Source organism: Acidocella sp. C78, from assembly GCF_907164655.1.
In genome coordinates, this window is record NZ_CAJQZK010000064.1 from 37,861 (window position 1) to 56,885 (window position 19,025).

General features: G+C 66.3%; 22 protein-coding genes. 18 read left to right on the forward strand and 4 right to left on the reverse strand.

All coding sequences use genetic code 11. The annotated features are described in order from the left end of the window. The first annotated feature begins 10 nt into the window (after positions 1-10). Positions 11-730 (forward strand): NRDE family protein, encoded by a 720-nt coding sequence (locus ACIDOCELLA78_RS84430; protein ID WP_201727958.1) that lies wholly within the window; start codon positions 11-13, stop codon positions 728-730. 66 nt (positions 731-796) lie between these two features. On the opposite strand, the gene ACIDOCELLA78_RS84435 is transcribed toward ACIDOCELLA78_RS84430, so the two are convergent. After that, the gene (locus tag ACIDOCELLA78_RS84435; RefSeq protein WP_201727959.1) at positions 797-2,290 is read right to left on the reverse strand and encodes a CoA-acylating methylmalonate-semialdehyde dehydrogenase; all 1,494 of its coding nucleotides are present in this window, start codon (positions 2,288-2,290) and stop codon (positions 797-799) included. Positions 2,291-2,319: 29 nt separating this feature from the next. On the opposite strand from ACIDOCELLA78_RS84435, the gene ACIDOCELLA78_RS84440 reads away from it, so the two are divergent. From ACIDOCELLA78_RS84440 to ACIDOCELLA78_RS84450, 3 genes are all read left to right on the forward strand, one after another. Further along, complete coding sequence (locus ACIDOCELLA78_RS84440) at positions 2,320-3,648, forward strand: Zn-dependent hydrolase (RefSeq protein ID WP_201727960.1); 1,329 nt, start codon at positions 2,320-2,322, stop codon at positions 3,646-3,648. 87 nt (positions 3,649-3,735) lie between these two features. After that, positions 3,736-4,320, forward strand: coding sequence for a Spy/CpxP family protein refolding chaperone (locus ACIDOCELLA78_RS84445; protein ID WP_201727961.1), 585 nt, complete (start codon positions 3,736-3,738; stop codon positions 4,318-4,320). A gap of 120 nt (positions 4,321-4,440) precedes the next feature. Then, positions 4,441-4,944 carry a DsrE family protein gene (locus tag ACIDOCELLA78_RS84450; protein WP_201727962.1) on the forward strand — a complete coding sequence of 168 codons (504 nt, stop codon included), beginning with the start codon at positions 4,441-4,443 and terminating at the stop codon, positions 4,942-4,944. A 114-nt stretch (positions 4,945-5,058) separates the two neighbouring features. Here ACIDOCELLA78_RS84450 and ACIDOCELLA78_RS84455 read toward each other — a convergent pair whose 3' ends face one another. Then, entirely contained in the window at positions 5,059-6,891 is a 1,833-nt protein-coding gene (locus ACIDOCELLA78_RS84455) for a heavy metal translocating P-type ATPase (RefSeq protein ID WP_201727963.1), read from the reverse strand. Between the two features lie 158 nt (positions 6,892-7,049). On the opposite strand from ACIDOCELLA78_RS84455, the gene ACIDOCELLA78_RS84460 reads away from it, so the two are divergent. From ACIDOCELLA78_RS84460 to ACIDOCELLA78_RS84500, 9 genes are all read left to right on the forward strand, one after another. Then, positions 7,050-7,301, forward strand: a complete 252-nt coding sequence (locus tag ACIDOCELLA78_RS84460; protein ID WP_201727964.1) for a hypothetical protein — start codon at positions 7,050-7,052, stop codon at positions 7,299-7,301. Positions 7,302-7,305: 4 nt separating this feature from the next. After that, entirely contained in the window at positions 7,306-8,082 is a 777-nt protein-coding gene (fabI, locus tag ACIDOCELLA78_RS84465) for an enoyl-ACP reductase FabI (RefSeq protein ID WP_201727965.1), read from the forward strand. Positions 8,083-8,116: 34 nt separating this feature from the next. Beyond that, positions 8,117-8,611 carry a poly-beta-hydroxybutyrate polymerase N-terminal domain-containing protein gene (locus ACIDOCELLA78_RS84470; protein WP_249675174.1) on the forward strand — a complete coding sequence of 165 codons (495 nt, stop codon included), beginning with the start codon at positions 8,117-8,119 and terminating at the stop codon, positions 8,609-8,611. Beyond that, positions 8,497-9,930: an alpha/beta hydrolase gene (locus ACIDOCELLA78_RS84475; protein WP_249675176.1), complete on the forward strand. Its 1,434-nt coding sequence runs from the start codon at positions 8,497-8,499 to the stop codon at positions 9,928-9,930. Before ACIDOCELLA78_RS84470 ends, ACIDOCELLA78_RS84475 begins: the two co-directional genes overlap by 115 nt. Before the next feature lie 12 nt (positions 9,931-9,942). After that, positions 9,943-11,358: a bifunctional enoyl-CoA hydratase/phosphate acetyltransferase gene (locus ACIDOCELLA78_RS84480; RefSeq protein WP_201727966.1), complete on the forward strand. Its 1,416-nt coding sequence runs from the start codon at positions 9,943-9,945 to the stop codon at positions 11,356-11,358. Between the two features lie 14 nt (positions 11,359-11,372). Continuing rightward, a complete protein-coding gene (locus tag ACIDOCELLA78_RS84485) occupies positions 11,373-11,723 on the forward strand; it encodes a carboxymuconolactone decarboxylase family protein (protein WP_201727967.1) in 351 nt (116 codons plus the stop codon). Between the two features lie 71 nt (positions 11,724-11,794). Beyond that, entirely contained in the window at positions 11,795-12,298 is a 504-nt protein-coding gene (locus ACIDOCELLA78_RS84490; RefSeq protein WP_201727968.1) for a prepilin peptidase, read from the forward strand. A 38-nt stretch (positions 12,299-12,336) separates the two neighbouring features. Next, complete coding sequence (locus ACIDOCELLA78_RS84495) at positions 12,337-13,758, forward strand: cytosine permease (protein ID WP_249675179.1); 1,422 nt, start codon at positions 12,337-12,339, stop codon at positions 13,756-13,758. Positions 13,759-13,818: 60 nt separating this feature from the next. Beyond that, positions 13,819-14,028 carry a hypothetical protein gene (locus tag ACIDOCELLA78_RS84500; protein ID WP_201727969.1) on the forward strand — a complete coding sequence of 70 codons (210 nt, stop codon included), beginning with the start codon at positions 13,819-13,821 and terminating at the stop codon, positions 14,026-14,028. A 197-nt stretch (positions 14,029-14,225) separates the two neighbouring features. Here the strand turns inward: ACIDOCELLA78_RS84500 and ACIDOCELLA78_RS84505 are convergent, their stop codons facing one another. Together ACIDOCELLA78_RS84505 and ACIDOCELLA78_RS84510 are read right to left on the reverse strand one after the other, a co-directional pair. Further along, complete coding sequence (locus ACIDOCELLA78_RS84505) at positions 14,226-15,005, reverse strand: class II aldolase/adducin family protein (protein ID WP_201727970.1); 780 nt, start codon at positions 15,003-15,005, stop codon at positions 14,226-14,228. A gap of 59 nt (positions 15,006-15,064) precedes the next feature. Continuing rightward, a complete protein-coding gene (locus ACIDOCELLA78_RS84510) occupies positions 15,065-15,658 on the reverse strand; it encodes an isoprenylcysteine carboxylmethyltransferase family protein (protein WP_201727971.1) in 594 nt (197 codons plus the stop codon). 115 nt (positions 15,659-15,773) lie between these two features. On the opposite strand from ACIDOCELLA78_RS84510, the gene soxC reads away from it, so the two are divergent. The 5 genes from soxC to soxZ are packed head-to-tail and all read left to right on the forward strand — an operon-like array spanning position 15,774 to position 19,006. Continuing rightward, on the forward strand, positions 15,774-17,024 hold the full coding sequence (gene soxC / locus ACIDOCELLA78_RS84515; RefSeq protein ID WP_201727972.1) for a sulfite dehydrogenase: 1,251 nt from the start codon (positions 15,774-15,776) through the stop codon (positions 17,022-17,024). Between the two features lie 7 nt (positions 17,025-17,031). Then, the gene (locus ACIDOCELLA78_RS84520; protein WP_249675181.1) at positions 17,032-17,787 is read left to right on the forward strand and encodes a c-type cytochrome; all 756 of its coding nucleotides are present in this window, start codon (positions 17,032-17,034) and stop codon (positions 17,785-17,787) included. Positions 17,788-17,797: 10 nt separating this feature from the next. After that, positions 17,798-18,142, forward strand: a complete 345-nt coding sequence (gene soxX / locus ACIDOCELLA78_RS84525; RefSeq protein WP_201727974.1) for a sulfur oxidation c-type cytochrome SoxX — start codon at positions 17,798-17,800, stop codon at positions 18,140-18,142. A 46-nt stretch (positions 18,143-18,188) separates the two neighbouring features. Continuing rightward, positions 18,189-18,683: a thiosulfate oxidation carrier protein SoxY gene (gene soxY / locus ACIDOCELLA78_RS84530; RefSeq protein ID WP_249675183.1), complete on the forward strand. Its 495-nt coding sequence runs from the start codon at positions 18,189-18,191 to the stop codon at positions 18,681-18,683. An 11-nt stretch (positions 18,684-18,694) separates the two neighbouring features. After that, positions 18,695-19,006, forward strand: a complete 312-nt coding sequence (gene soxZ / locus ACIDOCELLA78_RS84535) for a thiosulfate oxidation carrier complex protein SoxZ (RefSeq protein WP_201727976.1) — start codon at positions 18,695-18,697, stop codon at positions 19,004-19,006. Positions 19,007-19,025: the final 19 nt, after the last annotated feature.

The following is a 19,025-nucleotide window of genomic DNA, read 5'->3' on the forward strand; positions in this document are numbered from 1 at the left end:
GCGGCGCGCGATGTGCTCGCTGATCCTCTCGTTCCTGCCGGGGGATGCCTGGCCGGTGGTGATCGGCGCCAATCGCGACGAGATGCTGGCGCGGCCGTGGGACCCGCCGGCCGCGCACTGGCCCGACCGCCCGGGCGTGATCGCCGGGCGGGATCGCACCGCCGGCGGCACCTGGCTCGGCCTGAACCGTCACGGCGTGGTCGCCGCCCTGCTCAACCGTACCGGCAGCCTCGGCCCCGCGCCGGACAAGGCGAGCCGGGGCGCGCTGCCGTTGATGGCGCTGGAGGAAGCCTCGGCTTCGGCGGCAGCGGCGCGGCTCGCCCGGCTGGATGCCGGGCGCTACCGCAGTTTCAACCTGCTTGTCGCCGATGCGGCCGGCGGGTTCGTGCTGCGCGGCCTGGAGCGCGGCGCACCGGAGGCGATGCGGCTTGCGCCCGGCATCACCATGATCACCGCGCACGACCCGAACGATCCGGACAGCCCGCGCATCGCCCGCTATCGCGGCGCGTTCGAAGCCGCTTCCCGCCCCGATCCCGCCGCCGATGCGTGGGAGGCCTGGCGGGTGTTGCTGGCGGACCGCGCCGCGCCGGCCGACACCGCGCTCAATGTCGGCCCGCGCGGCGGGTTCGGCACCGTATCCTCGGCGCTGATCGCCCTGGGCAACGCAACGCCCCGCTTCCTTTTTGCCGCGGGGCCGCCTGACCACGCAGCGTTCGCGCCGGTAATCTGAGGCCCGCCGGGCCGGGGAAGGGCCGGCACCGGGCCGGCCCTTCGACACTCGGATCGATGACCCTGCCTACCTCATGGTCGGGATCGCGAATTCAGCACCGGCGCGGATGCCGGTCGGCCAGCGCGAGGTCATGGTCTTCAGCTTGGTGTAGAAATGCACGCCTTCATGGCCGTGCATGCCGTGATCGCCGAAGGCCGAGCGCTTCCAGCCGCCGAAGGAATGGAACGCCATCGGCACCGGGATCGGCACGTTGATGCCGACCATGCCGACCTCGATCTGGTCGGCGAAGCTGCGCGCGGCGTCGCCGTCGCGGGTGAAGATCGAGGTGCCGTTGCCGAATTCGTGCTCGTTGATGATCTTCACCGCGCCATCGAAATTCGCTTCGCGCACGACCGAGAGCACCGGGCCGAAGATTTCCTCGCGGTGGATCTTCATCCCCGGCCGGACGTTGTCGAACAGGGTGGGGCCGACGAAATGGCCGTCCTCGTGGCCTTGCAGTTTCAGCCCCCGGCCATCGACGACGAGGCGCGCGCCTTCCGCCACCCCTGCCTCGATATAGGATTCGACCTTGGCCTTGTGGTCCCTGGTGATCAGCGGCCCCATCTCGGCCTCGGGGTCGAGCCCGGGGCCGACTTTCAGGCTGCGTGCCCGGCTGGCGATGCGCTCGACCAGCGGGTCGGCAATGCAACCCACCGCGATCGCGACCGAGATCGCCATGCAGCGCTCGCCGGCCGAGCCGTAGGCGGCGCCGATCAGCGCGTCCACCGCCTGGTCGAGATCGGCGTCGGGCATGACGATCATGTGGTTCTTGGCGCCGCCCAGCGCCTGCACGCGCTTTCCGTGATGCGAGGCGGTGCGGTAGATGTGCTCGGCGATCGGCGTCGAGCCGACGAAGCTGACGGCGGCGATGCGCGGATCGGTCAGCAGCGCGTCGACGGCGGTGCGGTCGCCGTTGATCACGTTGAACACGCCGGCGGGCAGGCCGGCTTCCTTCAGCAGTTCGGCGAGCAGCAGGCCGGGTGACGGGTCCTTTTCCGAGGGCTTGAGGATGAAGCTGTTGCCGCAGGCGATCGCCATCGGGAACATCCACATCGGCACCATCACCGGGAAGTTGAACGGCGTGATGCCGGCGACGACGCCGAGCGGCGCGCGGAACGAGTAGCTGTCGATATTGGTGCCGACATTGCGCGAATAATCGCCCTTCAGCAGCTCGGGAATGCCGCAGGCGAATTCCACCACCTCGAGCCCGCGCACGACCTCGCCGGCGGCGTCGGAAATGACCTTGCCGTGTTCGAGCGTGATCGCCTTGGCCAGTTCGTCCTTGTGCTGCTCGACGAGTTCCTTGAAGCGGAACATGATCCGCGCGCGGCGCAGCGGCGGGGTCGCGGCCCAGGCGGGGAAGGCGGCGCGCGCCGTGGCGATGGCCGCCTCGATTTCCGCCGCCGTCGCGACCGCAACCGCGCCGCTCTGCGCGCCGGTCGCCGGGTTGAACACCGGCAGGCGCTCCGCCCCGGCACCCGCAATGCTCTCGTTGTTGATGAAATGACCGATTGTCTTCATGGCGTATCCCCGTTTTCTGTTGCGTCATAATGTTCCGCGTCGGCGCAGCGGCGCAAGGGGCGGTCTTGCGCGCGGGTGGGGCCGGAGGCCATCATGCCGGCATGACGCAGAACACGAATTACCGGATCAATGGCGCTCGCCTGTGGCACGCGCTGATGGACATGGCCGAGATCGGCGCGACGCCGAAAGGCGGGGTCAACCGCGTGACGCTGACCGAGGTGGACCGCGCGGGCCGCGCCCGCTTCGCCGAATGGTGCGCCGCCGCCGGACTCGGCCTTCGCACCGATACGATGGGCAACATGTTCGCCCGCCGCGAGGGGCGCGACCCCGACCGCTTGCCGGTGATGTTCGGCTCGCATCTCGACAGCCAGCCCACCGGCGGCAAGTTCGACGGCGCGCTCGGCGTTCTTGCTGGGCTGGAGGTGATGCGCACGCTCGACGAACTCGGCATCGTCACCGAGGCGCCGCTCGAACTGGTCAACTGGACCGACGAGGAAGGCTGCCGCTTTGGCCGTGCCATGATGGGCAGCGCGGTCTGGGCGGGCGTGCAGCCCGAGGCGGCGATCCGCGCCCTGCGCGACGCGTCGGGCGTTACCGTCGCCGAGGCCCTGGCCGCGATCGGCGCCGAGGGAGACGAGCCAGCGACCCATCGCCCGGCGGATGCGTTCTTCGAACTGCATATCGAGCAGGGGCCGCTGCTTGAGGCCGGGGGCGAGGCGATCGGCATCGTGACCGGCGCGCAGGCGCAGGTCTGGTTCGACATTGTGCTGACCGGCCGCGACTCCCATGCCGGCACCACCCCGCCCGCCGCCCGCCGCGACGCGCTGGCCGGCGCCGCCGAGATCATTCTCCTGGTCGAACGGTTGATGCGCGACTGCGGCGAGCAGGGGCGCGGCACGGTCGGGCGGCTGAGCGTTCATCCGAACTCGCCCAATGTGGTTCCCGGCGAGGTGTGTTTCGCCGCCGAGTTCCGCAATCCGTCGGATGCCGAGATCGTCCGCCTCGCACGGGAATTCCCCGAACAGGCGGCGGCCCTCGCCGGGGCCCGCGGCCTCGAAATCGTGATCACGCCCGTCTTCCGGGTCGAGGCGACGCCGTTTGATCCCGCTTGTGTCGACCTTGTGCGCGCAGCCTGCCGGCAACGCGGGCTGGCAGCACGGGAAATGGTCTCCGGCGCGGGGCATGACGCCGTGCATCTCGCCCGCGTGGTCCCGAGCGCCATGATCTTCACGCCCTGCAAGGACGGGCTGTCGCACAATGAGGCGGAGTCGATCACCGAGGCCGAAGCCGAGGCCGGCGCGCAGATCCTGTTCGACGTGGTGCTGGCCCGCGCCAACCGGCAGATCACGGTCGCTTGATTAAGGTCAACGACCCCGGCGAGGCCGGCGGCTAGCTTTCCGACGTTACGGGGGCGGCATGCCTCCGCAGACGAAAGGAGCACGCCGATGGCGATGAAATGGAAACTGGCGGCAGCCTCTGTCCTGCTGGCCGCGGGAACCGGGCTGGCGGTGGCGCAGGGGCCCGGACCCGGTGGCTATGGGCCTGGCATGATGTGGGGAAATGGGCCGGGCCCCGGTGCCTGGAGCGGCGGGGCGGGGCGGCGATTTTCCGCCGCGCGGCTCGATGGGCTGCGGCAGACCCTGAAGATCACCACAGCCCAGCGCCCCGCCTGGGATCACTACGTCAAGGCCGTGATGGATGCGCACGAGCAGGCCTGGAACGGCATGCGATCGGCGATGCAGCCGGGCGCGATCATGAATCTCACGCCCGACCAGCGCTTCGCCTTCATGCAGGACATGCTCGATCTTCGGAAAAAGACGTTCGAAAGCGAGAAGTCGGCTGCCCAGGCCCTGCTGCCCCATTTGAGCGAATTTCAGCAGGGCCAGGCGAGCATGGTTCTGCCGGGTCTGGCGCCGGCCGGCTATGGTCTCGGGTATGGTCGCCATCGCTTCGGCGGCTGGGGCATGATGGGCGGATTTGGCGGCGGGGGCGGCCCGGGGATGACGGGTTTCGGGCCAGGCCGGCCATAAGGGCGCGAGGCCTTCCGCGCGTTCGCCAGATCTCCCGCTTTTCTGTTGTCTTCGCCACCCTGACGGCCGATATGCTGACCGGCACCATTTCGGGTGATCACATCAGAGGAGGATCTGCCGATGCGGATCAAGCGTATCGCGTCACGCGCCGTGGCGGTTCTGGCCACGGTGCTGGCGCTGGCCGTCTCCGGCGGTATGGCCCGCGCCAATCCCTCGATGCTCGGCACCTTCGATTTCGATCATCCGGCGTTTCTGCACGCGAACCCGGCGGCAACCCGTCACGTGGTGATCCAGGTCAGCGCAGCGGCGCCGGGCCATTGGCTGATGGCGCTGAACAACGCGCAGAACCTCCTCGCGGCGCTGGGGGCGCGAAAGGTGCAGATCGTCGTGGTGGCGTTCGGGCCGGGGGTAAAGATGCTCCTGGCCGGTTCGCCCGTGGCGCGGCGGGTGGCGGCACTCGATGCGGAAGGGGTCGAGTTCGACGCGTGCCACAACACGATGGCGGCGATGGCCCGCCATCTCGGCCATATGCCGAAGCTGGTGCCGCAGGCGGTGATCGTCCCGGCGGGCGCGGAGCGTATCGTCCAGCTCGAAGCCCATGGCTTCGCTTACCTCAAGCCATAGGCGAACGCTTGCGATCCGCGGCATCTGTCGGCGGCGATGGCTTGTCGCGCGACCGCACCGGCAGATGTCCCGGCTGCCCGCCCCTGGAGCTTGCGCGTGGATTTCGGGCCGGGTTCAGCTTCCCGATCCCAGCGCGCGCAGCGCGTTGAGGATCACCGCGACGTCGATGGCCTCCTGCAACAGGGCGCCGGCAACCGGCGGAAGATAGCCGGCGGCGGCAGCGGCCATCGCAAGCAATGAGAGCCCCATGCCCGCGACGATCGACTGCAGCGCGATGAGCCGGGCGCGGCGCGCGATGGCTACAGCCTCGGCGATGCGGTCGAGCCGGTCGAGCATCAGCACCACCTCGGCGGCCTCGGCTGCGGCAGCGGTGCCGCGGGCGCCCATGGCAATGCCGACATCCGCCGCCGCCAGCGCCGGAGCGTCGTTGATCCCGTCGCCGACCATCATCGTCGTGCCATGCGCGCGTTCCTCTCGGGCGCGCTCGATCTTTTCAGCGGGCGACAGTCCGGCATGGACCGCGTCAAGACCCAATTCGGCGCCGGCCCGCGCCGCCGGTTCGGCGCGGTCGCCGCTCAGCATCACGATGCGGTGGAAGCCAAGCTGGCGAAGCGATGCGATCAACGGTTTCGCGTCCGGCCTGATCGCGTCGGTCAGCATGATCGCGCCCGCCGGCACGCCGTTGACGGCGACCCAAGCGGTTGCCGCCGCGCCATTGGCCTGTTCGGCGACGTGATTGTCGCGCGGCAGTTGTATTCCCGCGATCTCGAACATCCTGGCGCCGCCCACCATGACGAGATCGGCGCCGACCTGGCCGGACAGGCCGAGACCGGGCATTTCGGTCACGTCAGCGGGCGTGGCCAGCCGGCCAGCCGCTCGCCCGGCGGCGACGATCGCCCCGGCCACGCCGTGTTGGGAGACCTGTTCGAGCGAGGCGGCGAGGCGCAGCAAGTCCGTTGGGGCGAAACCGTCGAGTGCCGCGACGCCGGTGAGCGACGGGGTGCCGGCGGTGAGTGTGCCCGTCTTGTCGAACAGGGCGATGTCGGCGCGCGCCAGGCGTTCCAGCGCGCCGCCGCCCTTGACGATCACCCCGCGCCCGGCCGCCCGCGAAATGCCGCAGATCAGCGCGACGGGCGTCGCCAGGATCAGCGGGCACGGTGTGGCGACCACCAGCACGGCAAGGGCGCGCAGCGGGTCGCCGCTGGCCAGCCAGGCGGCGGCGCAGACCGTAAGCGTGAGGGTGAGAAACCCGAGCGCCCAGCGATCGGCGAGGCGGGCCATCGGCGGGCGCTCCCGTTCGGCAGCGGCAACCAGCCTGATCACCGCGGCATAGGTGCTCGCCTCGGCGGTCGCCGTGGCGCGCAGGGCGATCGGTCCGCCGGCGTTCAGCACACCACTCCGCACCGCTCCGCCTGCCTGCCGTGACACCGGCAGCGGTTCTCCGGTCAGGGCCGACTCGTCGAGCGTGGCGGCGCCCTGCAGCGTGCCATCGACCGGGACCACCTCGCCGGGCTTGACCAGAAGGTTGTCGCCAATGGCGACAACTCCGGCGGGAATGTCCTCGATCGCGCCATCGGTGTGGCGGTGCGCCGTTGTCGGGGTGCGCTTGACCAGTGCCGAGAGTTCGCGCCGGGCACGCGCCCCCGCATAATCCTCGAGCGCCGCGCCGCCCGCCACCATGCCGGCGATGATCACGCCGGCGAGGTGCTGCCCGAGAAGCACCGAGCCCAGGATGGCGAGGAGGGCGATCAGATCGACCCCCAGCATGCCGCGAAGCACGCCGATGGCGAAATCGGTGGCAACCTCGGCCGCCACCAGCAGTGCCGGCGCGATCCACAACCCGGCGGCGAGTTGATCGAACCCGGCGGCACGCGCTGCAAGGCCAAGCGTGAACCCCGCCCCGACTGCGATCGGCGCAGACCGCCGCAGCGCCGCGCGCCATCCCATGCCGTCTCCTGTTCACCCGGCGGTGCCGGGGCTGCGCCGGGATTCCCTCCGCGACATGATGAACATATCGGGACAATGTCGTCCCCGGCTTGACCTGCATCAAGGACGCCGGCGACTCTGCATGAGATCACGAGACGCCTGAAAAAACGGAGGGTACGATGACCAGCACTTTCGAGGCGCATCGGATGGGCAAGGGAGCCGATGTGTTCCTTGTGTCGAGCCTCTCGCCGGTAATGTTCGAGACGATCGCCGGCAGCATGATGCGCGTGGCCGAGGCGGAATTCGCGCTGATGCAGGCCATAATGCAGGCGCAGTTCGGCATGATGGAGGCCATGTTCCGCATGGGCGTTCCTGCCGGAGAGCGGGTGGGGCGCGCAGCCGGGCGGGAGAGTGGCCGGGCGGCGGCCTGAGCCGATGGCGGAAGCCGTTGTTGATCTCTCAGGCAAGGTCGGGCTTGTGCTCGGCATTGCCAATGAGCATTCGATCGCCACGGGCTGCGCCCGCGCTTTCGCCGCCGCCGGCGGACGATTCTGCGCCACGTATTTGAATGAGAAGGCGAAACCCTTCGTCGAGCCCGTCACGCGTGACATGCCCTGCGAGATGTTGCTTCCTTGCGACGTCCAGCAGGAGGGGGCGCTGGAGACCGTGTTCGACACGATCGCCCGCCGCTGGGGCAAACTCGATTTCGTTCTCCATTCCATTGCCTTCGCGCCGAAGGCCGATTTGCGCGCCCGGCTTGCCGACTCCTCCGCCGCCGGCTTTGCCCAGGCGATGGATGTTTCGTGCCATTCCTTCATCCGCTGCGCGCGGCTGGCCGAGCCGCTGATGCGCGCCGGCGGGGCGCTGCTCTGTGTGTCCTACGAGGGATCGGTCCGCGTGGTCGAGCATTACGACCTGATGGGGCCGGTGAAGGCGGCGCTGGAATCGAGCGTGCGCTATCTCGCCGCCGAACTCGGCCCGCGCGGAATTCGTGTCAACGCCCTCTCGCCCGGACCGATCGCCACGCGGGCGGCAAGCGGAATCGACCATTTCGACGACCTTCTGGCCGAAGCGGCGCGACTTGCGCCGGAGCGCCATCTGGTAACGATCGAGGATGTCGGCGCGCTTGCCGCCTTTCTGGCCTCTCCTGCCGCCACCAGGATCACCGGCGCGGTTGTGCCTGTGGATGGCGGACAGCACATCATGGCGTGACATGACCCGGATACCTGCAAGGATAATCAGACCCGTGAGCACCGAAACCAGCCGCAGCCGATCAGGCGCCCGACCGAAACCGCCCGCCGAGGCACTCAAGCCGTCACCCCTGCCGCCGCCAGTGCTGCCCGCCTCGATCGCGCCGCATGAGCCTGTTTCGACGACGGATGCGCTGGACCGGTCGCTGCATGCGGCGGAGGCGCGGCTCACCGCTGGTCTGGCGCCCGCCGGCATCGCGCTGGCCTGGCGCGACTGGGCCGTGCATCTGGCGAACCAGCCCACGCGGCGGATGGACCTGGCCCGGCGCGCCATGGAGGATTGGGCGGCGGTCTGGCGTGTGGCGCTCGGCCTTGAGGAGGCCGTCACACCGCCCTGCGACAATGATCATCGTTTCGATCATCCCGCTGGCAGGACATGCCGTATCGGCTCTACAAGGAATACTTTCTCCGAGTCGAACGCTGGTGGCACGATGCGGCGACCGGCATCGCCGGGGTCGATGCCGCCCATGAGCGTATCGTCGATTTCATGATCCGCCAGTCGTTGGATGCGATCGCACCCGCCAACCTGCCGATGCTCAACCCGGAGGTGGAGCACGCGGCCCGCGAAAGCCACGGCGAGTCGATCCGGGCCGGGCTGCGTAACCTGCTCAAGGATACGGAAATCGCCCTGAACCATGAGAATCGGCTGCCGCTCGCGCCGGGACGCGATGTTGCGATCACCCCGGGGAAAGTGGTCTACCGCAACCGGCTGATCGAGCTGATCCAGTATTCCCCGACGACGGGTGAAGTGCGGCCCGAACCGGTGCTGATCGTCCCGGCCTGGATCATGAAATATTATATCCTCGATCTCTCGCCGGAGAACTCGCTGGTCCGTTATCTCGTTGGCCAAGGCTATACGGTGTTCATGATGTCCTGGCACAATCCGGACAAGGGCGATCGCGATCTGACCCTCGATGACTACCGTGCCGATGGCGTGATGGCCGCGCTCGATGCCGTCAGCGCCATCACCGGCGCGCTCAAGATTCACGCCACGGGATATTGCCTGGGCGGCACACTGCTCTCCATCGCCGCCGCCGCGATGGCCCGCGATCATGACAGCCGCCTCGCCTCCGTCACGCTCTTTGCCGCGCAGACCGATTTCACCGAGGCTGGCGAACTCCAGCTCTTCATCACCGAGGCGCAACTCGCCTTCCTTGAAGACCTGATGTGGCAACATGGCTATCTCGATACCAAGCAGATGGCCGGCGCCTTCCAGATGCTGCGCTCGAACGACCTGATCTGGTCGCGGATGATCCGCCGCTACTTCATCGGCGAGCAGGAGCATCCGAACGATCTCATGTCCTGGAACATGGACGCGACGCGCATGCCCTATCGGATGCACGCCGAATATCTGCGTCATCTGTTCCTGCATAACGACCTCGCCGAGGGGCGGCTTTCGGCCGGCGGCCGGCCGGTCGCCATTGGCGATATCGATGTGCCATTCTTCGTCGTCGGCACCGAGCGGGACCATATCGCGCCCTGGCATTCGGTCTACAAGCTGCACCTGCTCAACCGTGGCCCCATCACCTTCGTGCTGACGTCCGGCGGGCATAATGCCGGCATTGTCAGCGAGCCGGGTCATCCGCACCGTCATTACGCCAGTCTCCAGCGTCTTCCGGGCGAGCCCTATCTCGCGCCGGAGGCGTGGCAGGACGAGGCGCCGAAGCATGACGGTTCGTGGTGGCCGGAATGGGTCGCCTTCCTCGGCGCGCATTCCAGTCCGCCGGCCGCGCCGCCGCCGCTCGGCCGCGAGGAGGCCGGATATCCGGTGCTCGACGCAGCGCCTGGGCATTACATCCACGAACGCTGACCGGAGACCGACATGAACGATATCGGGCCGGCGCCCGCCCCCCTCGCGGCGCCGATGATCGAGAACCGCGTGTTCGACGAACTGAAAGTGGGCGACTCCGCGAGCGTGCGGCGCATCCTGCGGGCCGATGACATTGCCCTGTTCGCCTATATTTCCGGGGACATCAATCCGGCGCATCTCGACCCCGAATATGCCCGCGGTGACATGTTCCACCATATCATCGTCCATGGCATGTGGACGGCGGGCCTTATTTCGGCGGTGCTGGGCACGAAGCTGCCTGGCCCCGGCACGATCTATCTCGATCAGAGCTTGCAGTTCCGCGCCCCGGTCGGGCCGGGGGACGAGATTACCGCGACGGTGACGGTCACCGAACTTGAGCCGGCACGGCATCGGGTCACGCTTGCCTGCACGGCGGTCAACCAGTCGGGCACCGAGGTTCTGCGCGGCACCGCCCTCGTCGCCGCGCCGACCGAGAAGGTGCGGCGGCCGGCGATGCCGCTGCCGGAGGTTCGCCTCAGCCGGCACGAGCGGTTCAACGCCTTGCTGGGCGAGGCCCGGGCGCGCGGCCCGCTGGTCACCGCAGTGGTGCATCCCTGCGACGATGTCAGCCTGCGCGGCGCGCTCGATGCCGCCCGTGCCGGGCTGATCGTGCCCATCCTGGTCGGGCCCGAGGCGAAGATTCGCGCCGCCGCCGAAAAGGCCGGGCTCGATCTGGGAGATCTGCGGATCGAGCCGGTTCCGCACAGCCACGCCGCCGCCGCGCGCGGTGTTGAACTGGTCCGCGACGGTACGGCGAAGCTGCTGATGAAGGGCGCTTTGCACACCGACGAACTGATGCACGAGGTGATGCTGGCCGAGAACGGCCTGCGCACCGGGCGGCGCCTGTCGCATGTCTATGTCATGGACGTGCCGAGCTATCCGCGCCCGCTGCTGGTGACCGACGCGGCGATCAACATCGCCCCCGATCTCGCGACCAAGCGCGACATTGCCCAGAACGCGATCGATCTTGCGCGCGCTATCGGAATCGAGACGCCGCGCCTCGCCGTACTGTCGGCGGTGGAAACGGTGAACCCCGCAATGCCCTCGACCCTCGATGCCGCCGCACTCTGCAAGATGGGCCAGCGCGGCCAGATCACCGGCGGCATCATCGATGGCCCGCTTGCCTTCGACAATGCGGTGAGCGCGCGCGCGGCGGCGGAGAAGGGGATCGAGTCGCCGGTCGCCGGCCGGGCGGACATCCTGCTGGTGCCGGATATCGAGGCGGGAAACATGGTCGCGAAACAGCTTACCTTCCTGGCCGGGGCGGATGCGGCCGGCGTCGTCGTCGGCGCGCGCATACCGATTGTGCTGACCAGCCGGGCGGATGATGCCCGCACCCGTCTCGCTTCCTGTGCTGTGGCGCTGATGCTGGCCGGCACGCCCGGCTGAAGGGGGGAGATTCGATGATCGAGGACTGGCAAGCGCTGATCGGCGCGATGAATGGTGGCGTCGCCGACCTGCGCAAGGCGGCGCCGGAGGCGATGGCCGGCTTTTCCGCCCTGGCGAAGGCCGCCTGCGCCAGTGGCGCGCTCGACCGCAAGACGAAGGAGCTGATCGCGCTGGCGATCGGGGTGGCGACGCGCTGCCAGCCCTGCATCGCCTATCACGCGCAGGGTGCCGCGAGCGCGGGCGCCACCCGTGCCGAAATCGCCGAGACGCTGGGCATGGCTGTCTATATGGGTGCCGGCCCATCGGCGATGTATGCGGCCGAGGCGCTTGAAGCGTTCGACCAGCTGGCCGGATCGCCGCGTTAACCATTCCTTGGTCCGGGTCTGTCAGTTTGCGTCGGACGAGCCCCGGCGGGGCGCAAGCCTTGGAAGCCTGGATGGATCATGTGGTGCAGATCGCGATGCTCGTGCCGCTGGCGGTCGCCTGCTGGCAGGATCTGCTGCTGCGCCGCATTCCTGATGGCGTCTCGCTGGTGCTCGCCCTTGCCGGGGTGGCGCTGCGGCTTCGCGATGGCATCCAGCCTCTCGGTGTGAGCCTCGCCATGGCCGCGGTGCTGTTTCTGGCGCTGTTTGCGCTCTATTTGCGGCGGCTGGTCGGTGGCGGCGATGTGAAGCTGATTGTGGCGCTCGCCATTGGCTTCCCACCCCTGGCCCTTGCGGGTTTCCTCTTCGCGACGGCCCTCGCCGGCGGCGTTCTGGCGCTGGCCTATCTGGCGCTGCGCCTGGCGCGGCGGCCCTTGTTACCGGTCCCGCATGGCGCCGGACTGCTTCGCCGGCTGTGGGCGGCCGAGCGCTGGCGTGCCCGGAAGGCGGTCTTGCCCTATGGCATTGCCATTGCCGCAGGTGCCGCCTGGGTGCTGCTGCCCGCCGCGAGGCTTTGACTGCTGCCGAAATGGGCAGACTCGCCTCGATACTGCTCATGCTTGACCTGCCGCAGGCTATTTACACAGGCACGGTTTTTGCTGCATCGGAAAGATCGGGGACAAACAACAGGGGCAAGGCGGGAATGGCCGAGGCGGGCACAATCACGGTTGAGACAAAAGGGATCGACAAGGTCACCCCGGAAGAGACCCGCGGCAGTCCGCGTGCGCTGTTCGGGCTCTGGATGGCCGCGAACGTGGAGTTCGCAACCATTACCACCGGCGCGCTGGCAACCGGCGTATTCGGCCTGTCCGCGGTCGACGCGATCGCCGCAATCCTGCTCGGCAATCTGATCGGCTCGGTATTGTTGGGGCTGTTCTCGACATTCGGGGTGGAATACGGATTGCCCCAGATGATCCAGGGCGCTGCCTGGTTTGGTCGGCTGGGCAACCGGTTGCCGTCATTCCTGAACTTCTTCGGCGGCTTCTCGTGGTTCGGCGTCAACACGATCATCGGCGGCTATGCGCTCGAATACATGCTCGGCACCGGGCTCATCCCGAACATCATTGCGCTGTGCGTGATCCAGGTCGCGATTGCCGCAATCGGTCACGACCTGATCCATGCGGCGGAGAAATATTTCTTTTTCCTGCTGGTGGCGATCTTTCTGGTGCTCACCGCGTTCGCTGCCGCCCATGTCGGCCATCTGCCCCCCGCCAACCCGAAAATGCTGAAGACTGTCGGCGGCACGTCGGGCGCCTTCATTCTGACCACCTCCATCATCGTTGCCTACGTTCTCGGGTGGATTCCCTATTCGTCTGACTACACCCGCTATCTTCACCACACGGGCGACCGCTCGGCGACCGGGCGGGCCGTTTTCACCAACGCATTCCTGGCCACGTTCCTCTCCTGCGTCTGGATGGAGGTGCTGGGGGCGCTGATCGGCGCAACCGTCGCACTCTCGAAACCCTCGGACCTGTTCACCCCATGGATGCCGCATTGGTTCCATGCGCCGCTGATCATCGCCATCGTGGTCGGCACGATCAGTGCCAACATCATCAACATCTATTCCGCAACCCTCTCATCCCTGGCTCTCGGTTTCCGGCTCAAGCAATACCAGGCCGCGCTGCTGAGCGGCGCGATCGGCACCGCGATCTCGGTTCTCGCCGCCACCCATTTCATCAAGAGTTACGAGAGTTTTCTTTTTTTCCTTGGATACTGGACCGCCCCGTGGATTGCCGTCACGATGCTGGCGCATTATTCGCGCCGGCACAGCCGGATAAGCGGGGCGAATGCCGCTTTCATCGCCTGGATCGCGGGCATTGCGGCGAGCGTTCCCTTCTTCAACCAGTATCCGCTCTTCGTCGGAAGTTTCGCCGCGGCGCATCCCGGGTTTGGCGATATCTCCTTCCTGGTTTCCGCCGTGGTTTCGGGTGTCGTGTATCTCGCACTGACAGCAAGAGTAAGGATTGCTGCCGCTTGATTTCGAATCTGCGTAGTCTAAGTTCCTGAAACGGAAACTTTATGCCGCAAGGAACCATGGATGGCCGTCCGCTTGAATCTGATCCTGTCAGAAGATTTGCATGCACAGATCGAGCAATGCGCGGCCACGCCTGACGACAAGGCGCTGTTGATCCGCAAGGCGCTCGCACTCTACCTGGAAGCGACGCGGGCGGCGCGGGAGAAGGACCTCGGGCTTGCGCTGTTCGACCGGCACAGCCGCGAGATCAGGACCGAAATCGTCGGGTTTTGACCACGACATCTGATCCGTCCGGATCGGAAGTCGTGGTCTATCGTATTGGCAATCAGAGTATCATCATCTGATCGGATGATGCTCTAGTGTCCCGAATCTGAAATCCACCGGATTTCAGATTCGGGACACTAGGAAAATCAATCATTTAATGTCCTGCTCGTTTCTGAAATTCACCCATGAATTTCGGAAGCAGGACACTAGCTCCGGTAGTCGCCGTTTCCCTCGATGAGGCGGAGGGCGGATTGCCATGCCATCTCGTAATGCGCCATGCGGTTTGCCTCGTCCTTGTTGAACTGGGCGGCGGTATGCTCGCAGACCTCGCGCGGCGGGATCACCAGCTTCGCGCCGCCCGACATGGCGGCGACCTGCGCCTGGCAGGCGCGCTCGAGGAAATAGATCTCGTGGAACGCCTCGGGAATGCTGCGGCCGCCGACCAGCAGGCCGTGATTGCGCAGGATCATCGCCTTGTTCTGGCCGAGATCGTGGACGATGCGCTCGCGCTCGTCGAGGTCGAGCGCAATGCCTTCGTAGCCATGATAGGACAGGCGGCCATAGAATTTCATCGCGTGCTGGCTGATCGGCAGCAGCCCCTGTTCCTGCGCTGCGACCGCGATGCCGGCGGCGGTGTGGGTATGCACGACACAGACAAGGTCGGGCCGGGCGATATGAATGGCGGAATGGATGGTGAAGCCGGCCTGGTTGACGCGTTGTGCGGAAATGCCGGGCGTTTCGATGCGGTTGCCGTGAAGGTCGATCTTGACGAGGTCGGAAGCCCGCATCTCGTGAAACATCACGCCGTAATCGTTGATGAGGAAATGATGTTCAGGCCCGGGCACACGCGCGCTGATATGGGTGTAGATGAAATCGGTCATCCGGAAATGTGCGACCAGCCGGTACAGAGCGGCAAGGTCGCAGCGGATCTGCCATTCTTCGGCCGATATGCCATCAGGCGGATTGATCTTTGTCGTCACGTTCATGCTGGTGGTCCTCCCTCTCCGGGCAGGGTCGTGGCTATTGCCGTTTGCGTCAAGTAAATTCAGCGCCGCTTCCAGCGGAGCGGCAACAGCATCGGCACCCTGGCGCGGTAGCTTCGATAGGCGTCGCCGTAGAGGCGCAGCAGGTTTCGTTCCTCGAAGCGGATGCCGATGAGCAGATAGGCCGTTGCGGCGGTGGCAGTGACGAGGCGGAATGGCGACGTCGCAAGGCCCCAGAGAATCAAAACGAGGCCAAGATAGAGCGGGTGGCGTATCAGCGCATTCATGCCGCCGGTTGCGAGCGGCTCGGGTGGAGAATCGCGGTCGGGTTTGCCGGCGCGGAACTGGGCGAGGCCGGTGAAGCGGGCGAGATCGTAATTCCGGCCGGCCAGACCCAGAACAATGGCCCCCGCACTTGCCGCGATCCAGCCGAGAACGATGATCCCGCGCGGCAGGTTGAAGCCATGACCGGGGAACAAGGATTGGCCGATCCCCAGCACCACCGCGAGATGCGCCGCAGCGATCGCGTTATAAACCAGGCGGTCGCCCGGCCCCGCGAGGCGCGACAGCAACGCCTGCCCACCCGGCGTTGCAAGGTAGCTATGCCCCGCGCCGAAGCTTGCCCAAAGCAGCGTGTAGAGAAGAATGGCGATCATGATCCGGCAACATATTTTCTGTTTGACATATTCAATTTACTATATGAATGTGAGGAAGACAGAAAAATATCGCTCCTGACACGTATCGGGAAGAATTTTGCTGCTGCGAGGGGAAATGTCCAAAACCGATCGAAGGAGCCTTTTCAGGCTCGGCGCCGCATTTGGTGCTATCGCCACCGCCGCTTCCACCGGCGCTCGTGCTGCCACGATCGCACCGCCTGCTGACGATCCGTGGTCGAATGCGCTGGGTGCCGGCGTCGACTCTCGTCCCTATGGCAGGCCTTCGCGCTTCGAAAAGAACGTCATCCGTCGCTATGTGCCGTGGCTTTCGCCGACCAAGGACGCGGATGCGAGCTTCACGCCCTTGCAGGACCATCATGGGATCATCACCCCGAATGGCCTGTTCTTCGAGCGCTACCATTCGGGACGTCCCAGCATTGACCCCAAACACTACCGCCTGATGATTTCCGGCCGGGTCAAGCGGCCTCTGCTGCTGACGCTCGACCAGTTGATGCGCTATCCATCCGTGTCGCGCATCCATTTCATCGAGTGCCCCGCCAACGGCGCCACCGAATGGCCGGCGGCGCAGCTCAATTCCCTGCAGTTCACTCACGGGATGATCGGTTGTGCCGAATGGACGGGCGTGCGGCTGTCGACCTTGCTCGATGAGGCCGGTCTGCTGCCCGACAGCCGCTGGGTTCTTGCGAGCGGGTCGGACGGCGCCCACATGGATCGCTCGCTGCCGATGGTGAAATGCCTTGATGACTGCATCATCGCCTGGGGGCAGAACGGCGAGGCGATCCGCCCTGAGCAGGGCTATCCGGTGCGGCTCGTCGTGCCGGGCTGGCAGGGCAATGTGAACGTGAAATGGCTGCGCCAGCTCCAGGTCGGGTCCGAGCCCTGGATCACCCGCGAAGAGACCAGCGAATACAGCGAATTGCTGGGCGATGGAAAATCGCTCGGCTTCACCTGGGCGATGAATGCGAAATCGGTCATCACCTTTCCCTGCCCGGAGAAGAAGCTGACCGGCGGGCCGGGTTTTTATCAGATTCACGGCCTCGCCTGGAGCGGCAACGGGCGGGTGAGGCATGTCGATGTCTCGCTCGATGGCGGGGTGAACTATCATCGCGCCACGCTGGACGGCCCCGTGCTTTCGCGCTGCCTGACCCGGTTCACCTTCAACTGGCGGTGGGATGGCAAGCCGGCGCTCATCCAGTCCCGCGTCACCGACGAAACCGGCTACGTTCAGCCGACGATCAGGCAGAAACACAAATTCTGGGGGCGTGATCCGGTTTATGAGAACAACTCGATCCAGACATGGCAGGTGCTGGCCGACGGGACGGTGAACAATGTCCAGCTCTCGTAGGATTTTGATGGCCGCCGCAGGGATGGTGGCGGCTGTCGCCATCGCGCGGGCGGGCGATGCGCCCGCGCCATCCTATGACGGGATCGTGCCGGCCGCGACACTGAAGGTGTGGCGCGATCTCGGCACCGGCAATGGCGCACTGTCCCGCTACAAGCCCGCCACACCGCCGGGTCATTACGCGATCGGCACAACGCCGACGCCGCAGCAGATCGCCGGCTGGACCATCGCCGTGCCGCCCGATGGGGCCAATCTGCCGCCCGGCAGCGGCACGGTGGCGGCGGGTGAAAAGCTCTTTTCGAGCGATTGCGCGATGTGCCATGGTGGGTTTGGCGAGGGGGCGCATGGCTATCCGGCGCTCGCCGGTGGCGTCGGGTCGCTGGCGGGAACGGCGCCGCAGAAAACGGTAGGCAGCTACTGGCCCTACGCGACGACGCTGTGGGACTACATCAACCGCGCGATGCCGTTCTATGCGCCGCATACGCTCAAGCCCGACCAGGTCTATGCGCTGACAGCCTTCATCCTGAACCTCAACGGCATCGTGACGGGAAAATTCGTCGCCGATGCGCAGAGCGTGCCACGGGTGCAGATGCCCAACCGCGACTCTTTCAACTGGAAAGATCCGCGTCCCGTCACGCATAATATCGCCTGCATGAAGGATTGCGCGCCGGCCGGTTCCGTCCGGATCACATCGAGCGCCGCAAAGATGGGGCTGACCCCGCGCACCACCGGCCCGGTGGACGATATGAAGGGGAGCGGCAAATGAGGAGGGGGAAATGAAACACACCGCCATCCTGCTGGGCCTCGCCGTCGCGGTGCTGCCCGCCGTCGCGCTGGCGGCCACACCGCAGCAAGTTGCCGCGGGCGAGAAGATCGCCACCACCAAGTCGCTCGGCAACTGCGCCGCCTGCCACAGTTTCGCCGGCGCGGTGGAACCGGGCAATGTCGGTCCGGCGCTCAAGGACGTGAAAGCGATGATACCAGATCGCAAGACATTCTATGCGATCGTGTTCGACGAGCAGGCGCGAAACCCGCAGACGGTGATGCCCGCTTTCGGGAAGAACCTGATCCTGACGCCGAGACAGATCAATGAAGTGATCGATTTTCTCTACACCAAGTGAAGGCCGAACTGCTTCGAAGCAGATATGCATTGGGGAACACAAGATGATGACCAAACCACGAAAGACGGGGCCCGCACGCCGGGCGGTGCTGCTCGGTGCCGTGGGCGGCGCCGCGGCGCTGGCGATGCCGCGTTCCGGCCTCGCTGCCGCTGCGGTGGCGGCGCCGAAGGCTTCGCTCTGGCCCGAAGCGGCCTTCAAGGCGACCATGCCCGATGTGGCGCTGAAGGCATTGTGGGGCAGCGCGACCCTGGTCTCGACCGACCAGGTGAAGATGGAGGCGCCGGATATTGCCGAAAATGGCGCAGTGGTGCCGATTTCCATCGACGCGAACGAGACGGGCATCACCGGTGCCGCGCTGCTGGCCCGGCACAATCCATATTCGCTTGCGTGCGCCTATGAAATTCCGGAGGGCACGAGCCCGGCAATCTCGAGCCGCCTGAAACTTGCCCGTACCACGGAGGTCATCACGGCGGTGAAGGCGGGCGGCAAGCTCTACGCCACGTCGAAACAGGTGAAGGTCACCCTCGGCGGGTGCGGCTGAGGAGAGGAACAATGGCACATCAAATTCTGGTTCACGCAACCACATCGGGCGGGGTGACGACTGTCGAGGCGCTGATCAAGCACCCGATGGATTCCGGCTTCGTGAAGGGCAAGGACGGCAAGCTCATTCCGCCGCATTACATCGAGGTGGTCGAGTTCACCCACAAGGGCAAGCTCGTGCTGCGCGGCTTCTGGGGCCCCGCGGTTTCGAAAAATCCCTTCATCAGGTTCTCTTTCAAGGGCGGCGCCTCGGGCGATCCGATCGGGGTTTCATGGGTCGATAACAAGGGCGAAACCGCAAACATGTCGGCGGCAATCATGTAAGCGAGGCGCGCCGGCATTC

What these genes read in the sequence shown, in the direction of transcription:
- ACIDOCELLA78_RS84430 (WP_201727958.1), top strand. Translation starts at nt 11, where the DNA reads ATGTGCTCGCTGATCCTCTCGTTCCTGCCGGGGGATGCCTGGCCGGTG.
- ACIDOCELLA78_RS84435 (WP_201727959.1), bottom strand. Translation starts at nt 2,290, where the DNA reads ATGAAGACAATCGGTCATTTCATCAACAACGAGAGCATTGCGGGTGCC.
- ACIDOCELLA78_RS84440 (WP_201727960.1), top strand. Translation starts at nt 2,320, where the DNA reads ATGTTCCGCGTCGGCGCAGCGGCGCAAGGGGCGGTCTTGCGCGCGGGT.
- ACIDOCELLA78_RS84445 (WP_201727961.1), top strand. Translation starts at nt 3,736, where the DNA reads ATGGCGATGAAATGGAAACTGGCGGCAGCCTCTGTCCTGCTGGCCGCG.
- ACIDOCELLA78_RS84450 (WP_201727962.1), top strand. Translation starts at nt 4,441, where the DNA reads ATGCGGATCAAGCGTATCGCGTCACGCGCCGTGGCGGTTCTGGCCACG.
- ACIDOCELLA78_RS84455 (WP_201727963.1), bottom strand. Translation starts at nt 6,891, where the DNA reads ATGGGATGGCGCGCGGCGCTGCGGCGGTCTGCGCCGATCGCAGTCGGG.
- ACIDOCELLA78_RS84460 (WP_201727964.1), top strand. Translation starts at nt 7,050, where the DNA reads ATGACCAGCACTTTCGAGGCGCATCGGATGGGCAAGGGAGCCGATGTG.
- fabI (WP_201727965.1), top strand. Translation starts at nt 7,306, where the DNA reads ATGGCGGAAGCCGTTGTTGATCTCTCAGGCAAGGTCGGGCTTGTGCTC.
- ACIDOCELLA78_RS84475 (WP_249675176.1), top strand. Translation starts at nt 8,497, where the DNA reads ATGCCGTATCGGCTCTACAAGGAATACTTTCTCCGAGTCGAACGCTGG.
- ACIDOCELLA78_RS84480 (WP_201727966.1), top strand. Translation starts at nt 9,943, where the DNA reads ATGAACGATATCGGGCCGGCGCCCGCCCCCCTCGCGGCGCCGATGATC.
- ACIDOCELLA78_RS84485 (WP_201727967.1), top strand. Translation starts at nt 11,373, where the DNA reads ATGATCGAGGACTGGCAAGCGCTGATCGGCGCGATGAATGGTGGCGTC.
- ACIDOCELLA78_RS84490 (WP_201727968.1), top strand. Translation starts at nt 11,795, where the DNA reads ATGGATCATGTGGTGCAGATCGCGATGCTCGTGCCGCTGGCGGTCGCC.
- ACIDOCELLA78_RS84495 (WP_249675179.1), top strand. Translation starts at nt 12,337, where the DNA reads ATGCTTGACCTGCCGCAGGCTATTTACACAGGCACGGTTTTTGCTGCA.
- ACIDOCELLA78_RS84500 (WP_201727969.1), top strand. Translation starts at nt 13,819, where the DNA reads ATGGCCGTCCGCTTGAATCTGATCCTGTCAGAAGATTTGCATGCACAG.
- ACIDOCELLA78_RS84505 (WP_201727970.1), bottom strand. Translation starts at nt 15,005, where the DNA reads ATGAACGTGACGACAAAGATCAATCCGCCTGATGGCATATCGGCCGAA.
- ACIDOCELLA78_RS84510 (WP_201727971.1), bottom strand. Translation starts at nt 15,658, where the DNA reads ATGATCGCCATTCTTCTCTACACGCTGCTTTGGGCAAGCTTCGGCGCG.
- soxC (WP_201727972.1), top strand. Translation starts at nt 15,774, where the DNA reads ATGTCCAAAACCGATCGAAGGAGCCTTTTCAGGCTCGGCGCCGCATTT.
- ACIDOCELLA78_RS84520 (WP_249675181.1), top strand. Translation starts at nt 17,032, where the DNA reads ATGGCCGCCGCAGGGATGGTGGCGGCTGTCGCCATCGCGCGGGCGGGC.
- soxX (WP_201727974.1), top strand. Translation starts at nt 17,798, where the DNA reads ATGAAACACACCGCCATCCTGCTGGGCCTCGCCGTCGCGGTGCTGCCC.
- soxY (WP_249675183.1), top strand. Translation starts at nt 18,189, where the DNA reads ATGACCAAACCACGAAAGACGGGGCCCGCACGCCGGGCGGTGCTGCTC.
- soxZ (WP_201727976.1), top strand. Translation starts at nt 18,695, where the DNA reads ATGGCACATCAAATTCTGGTTCACGCAACCACATCGGGCGGGGTGACG.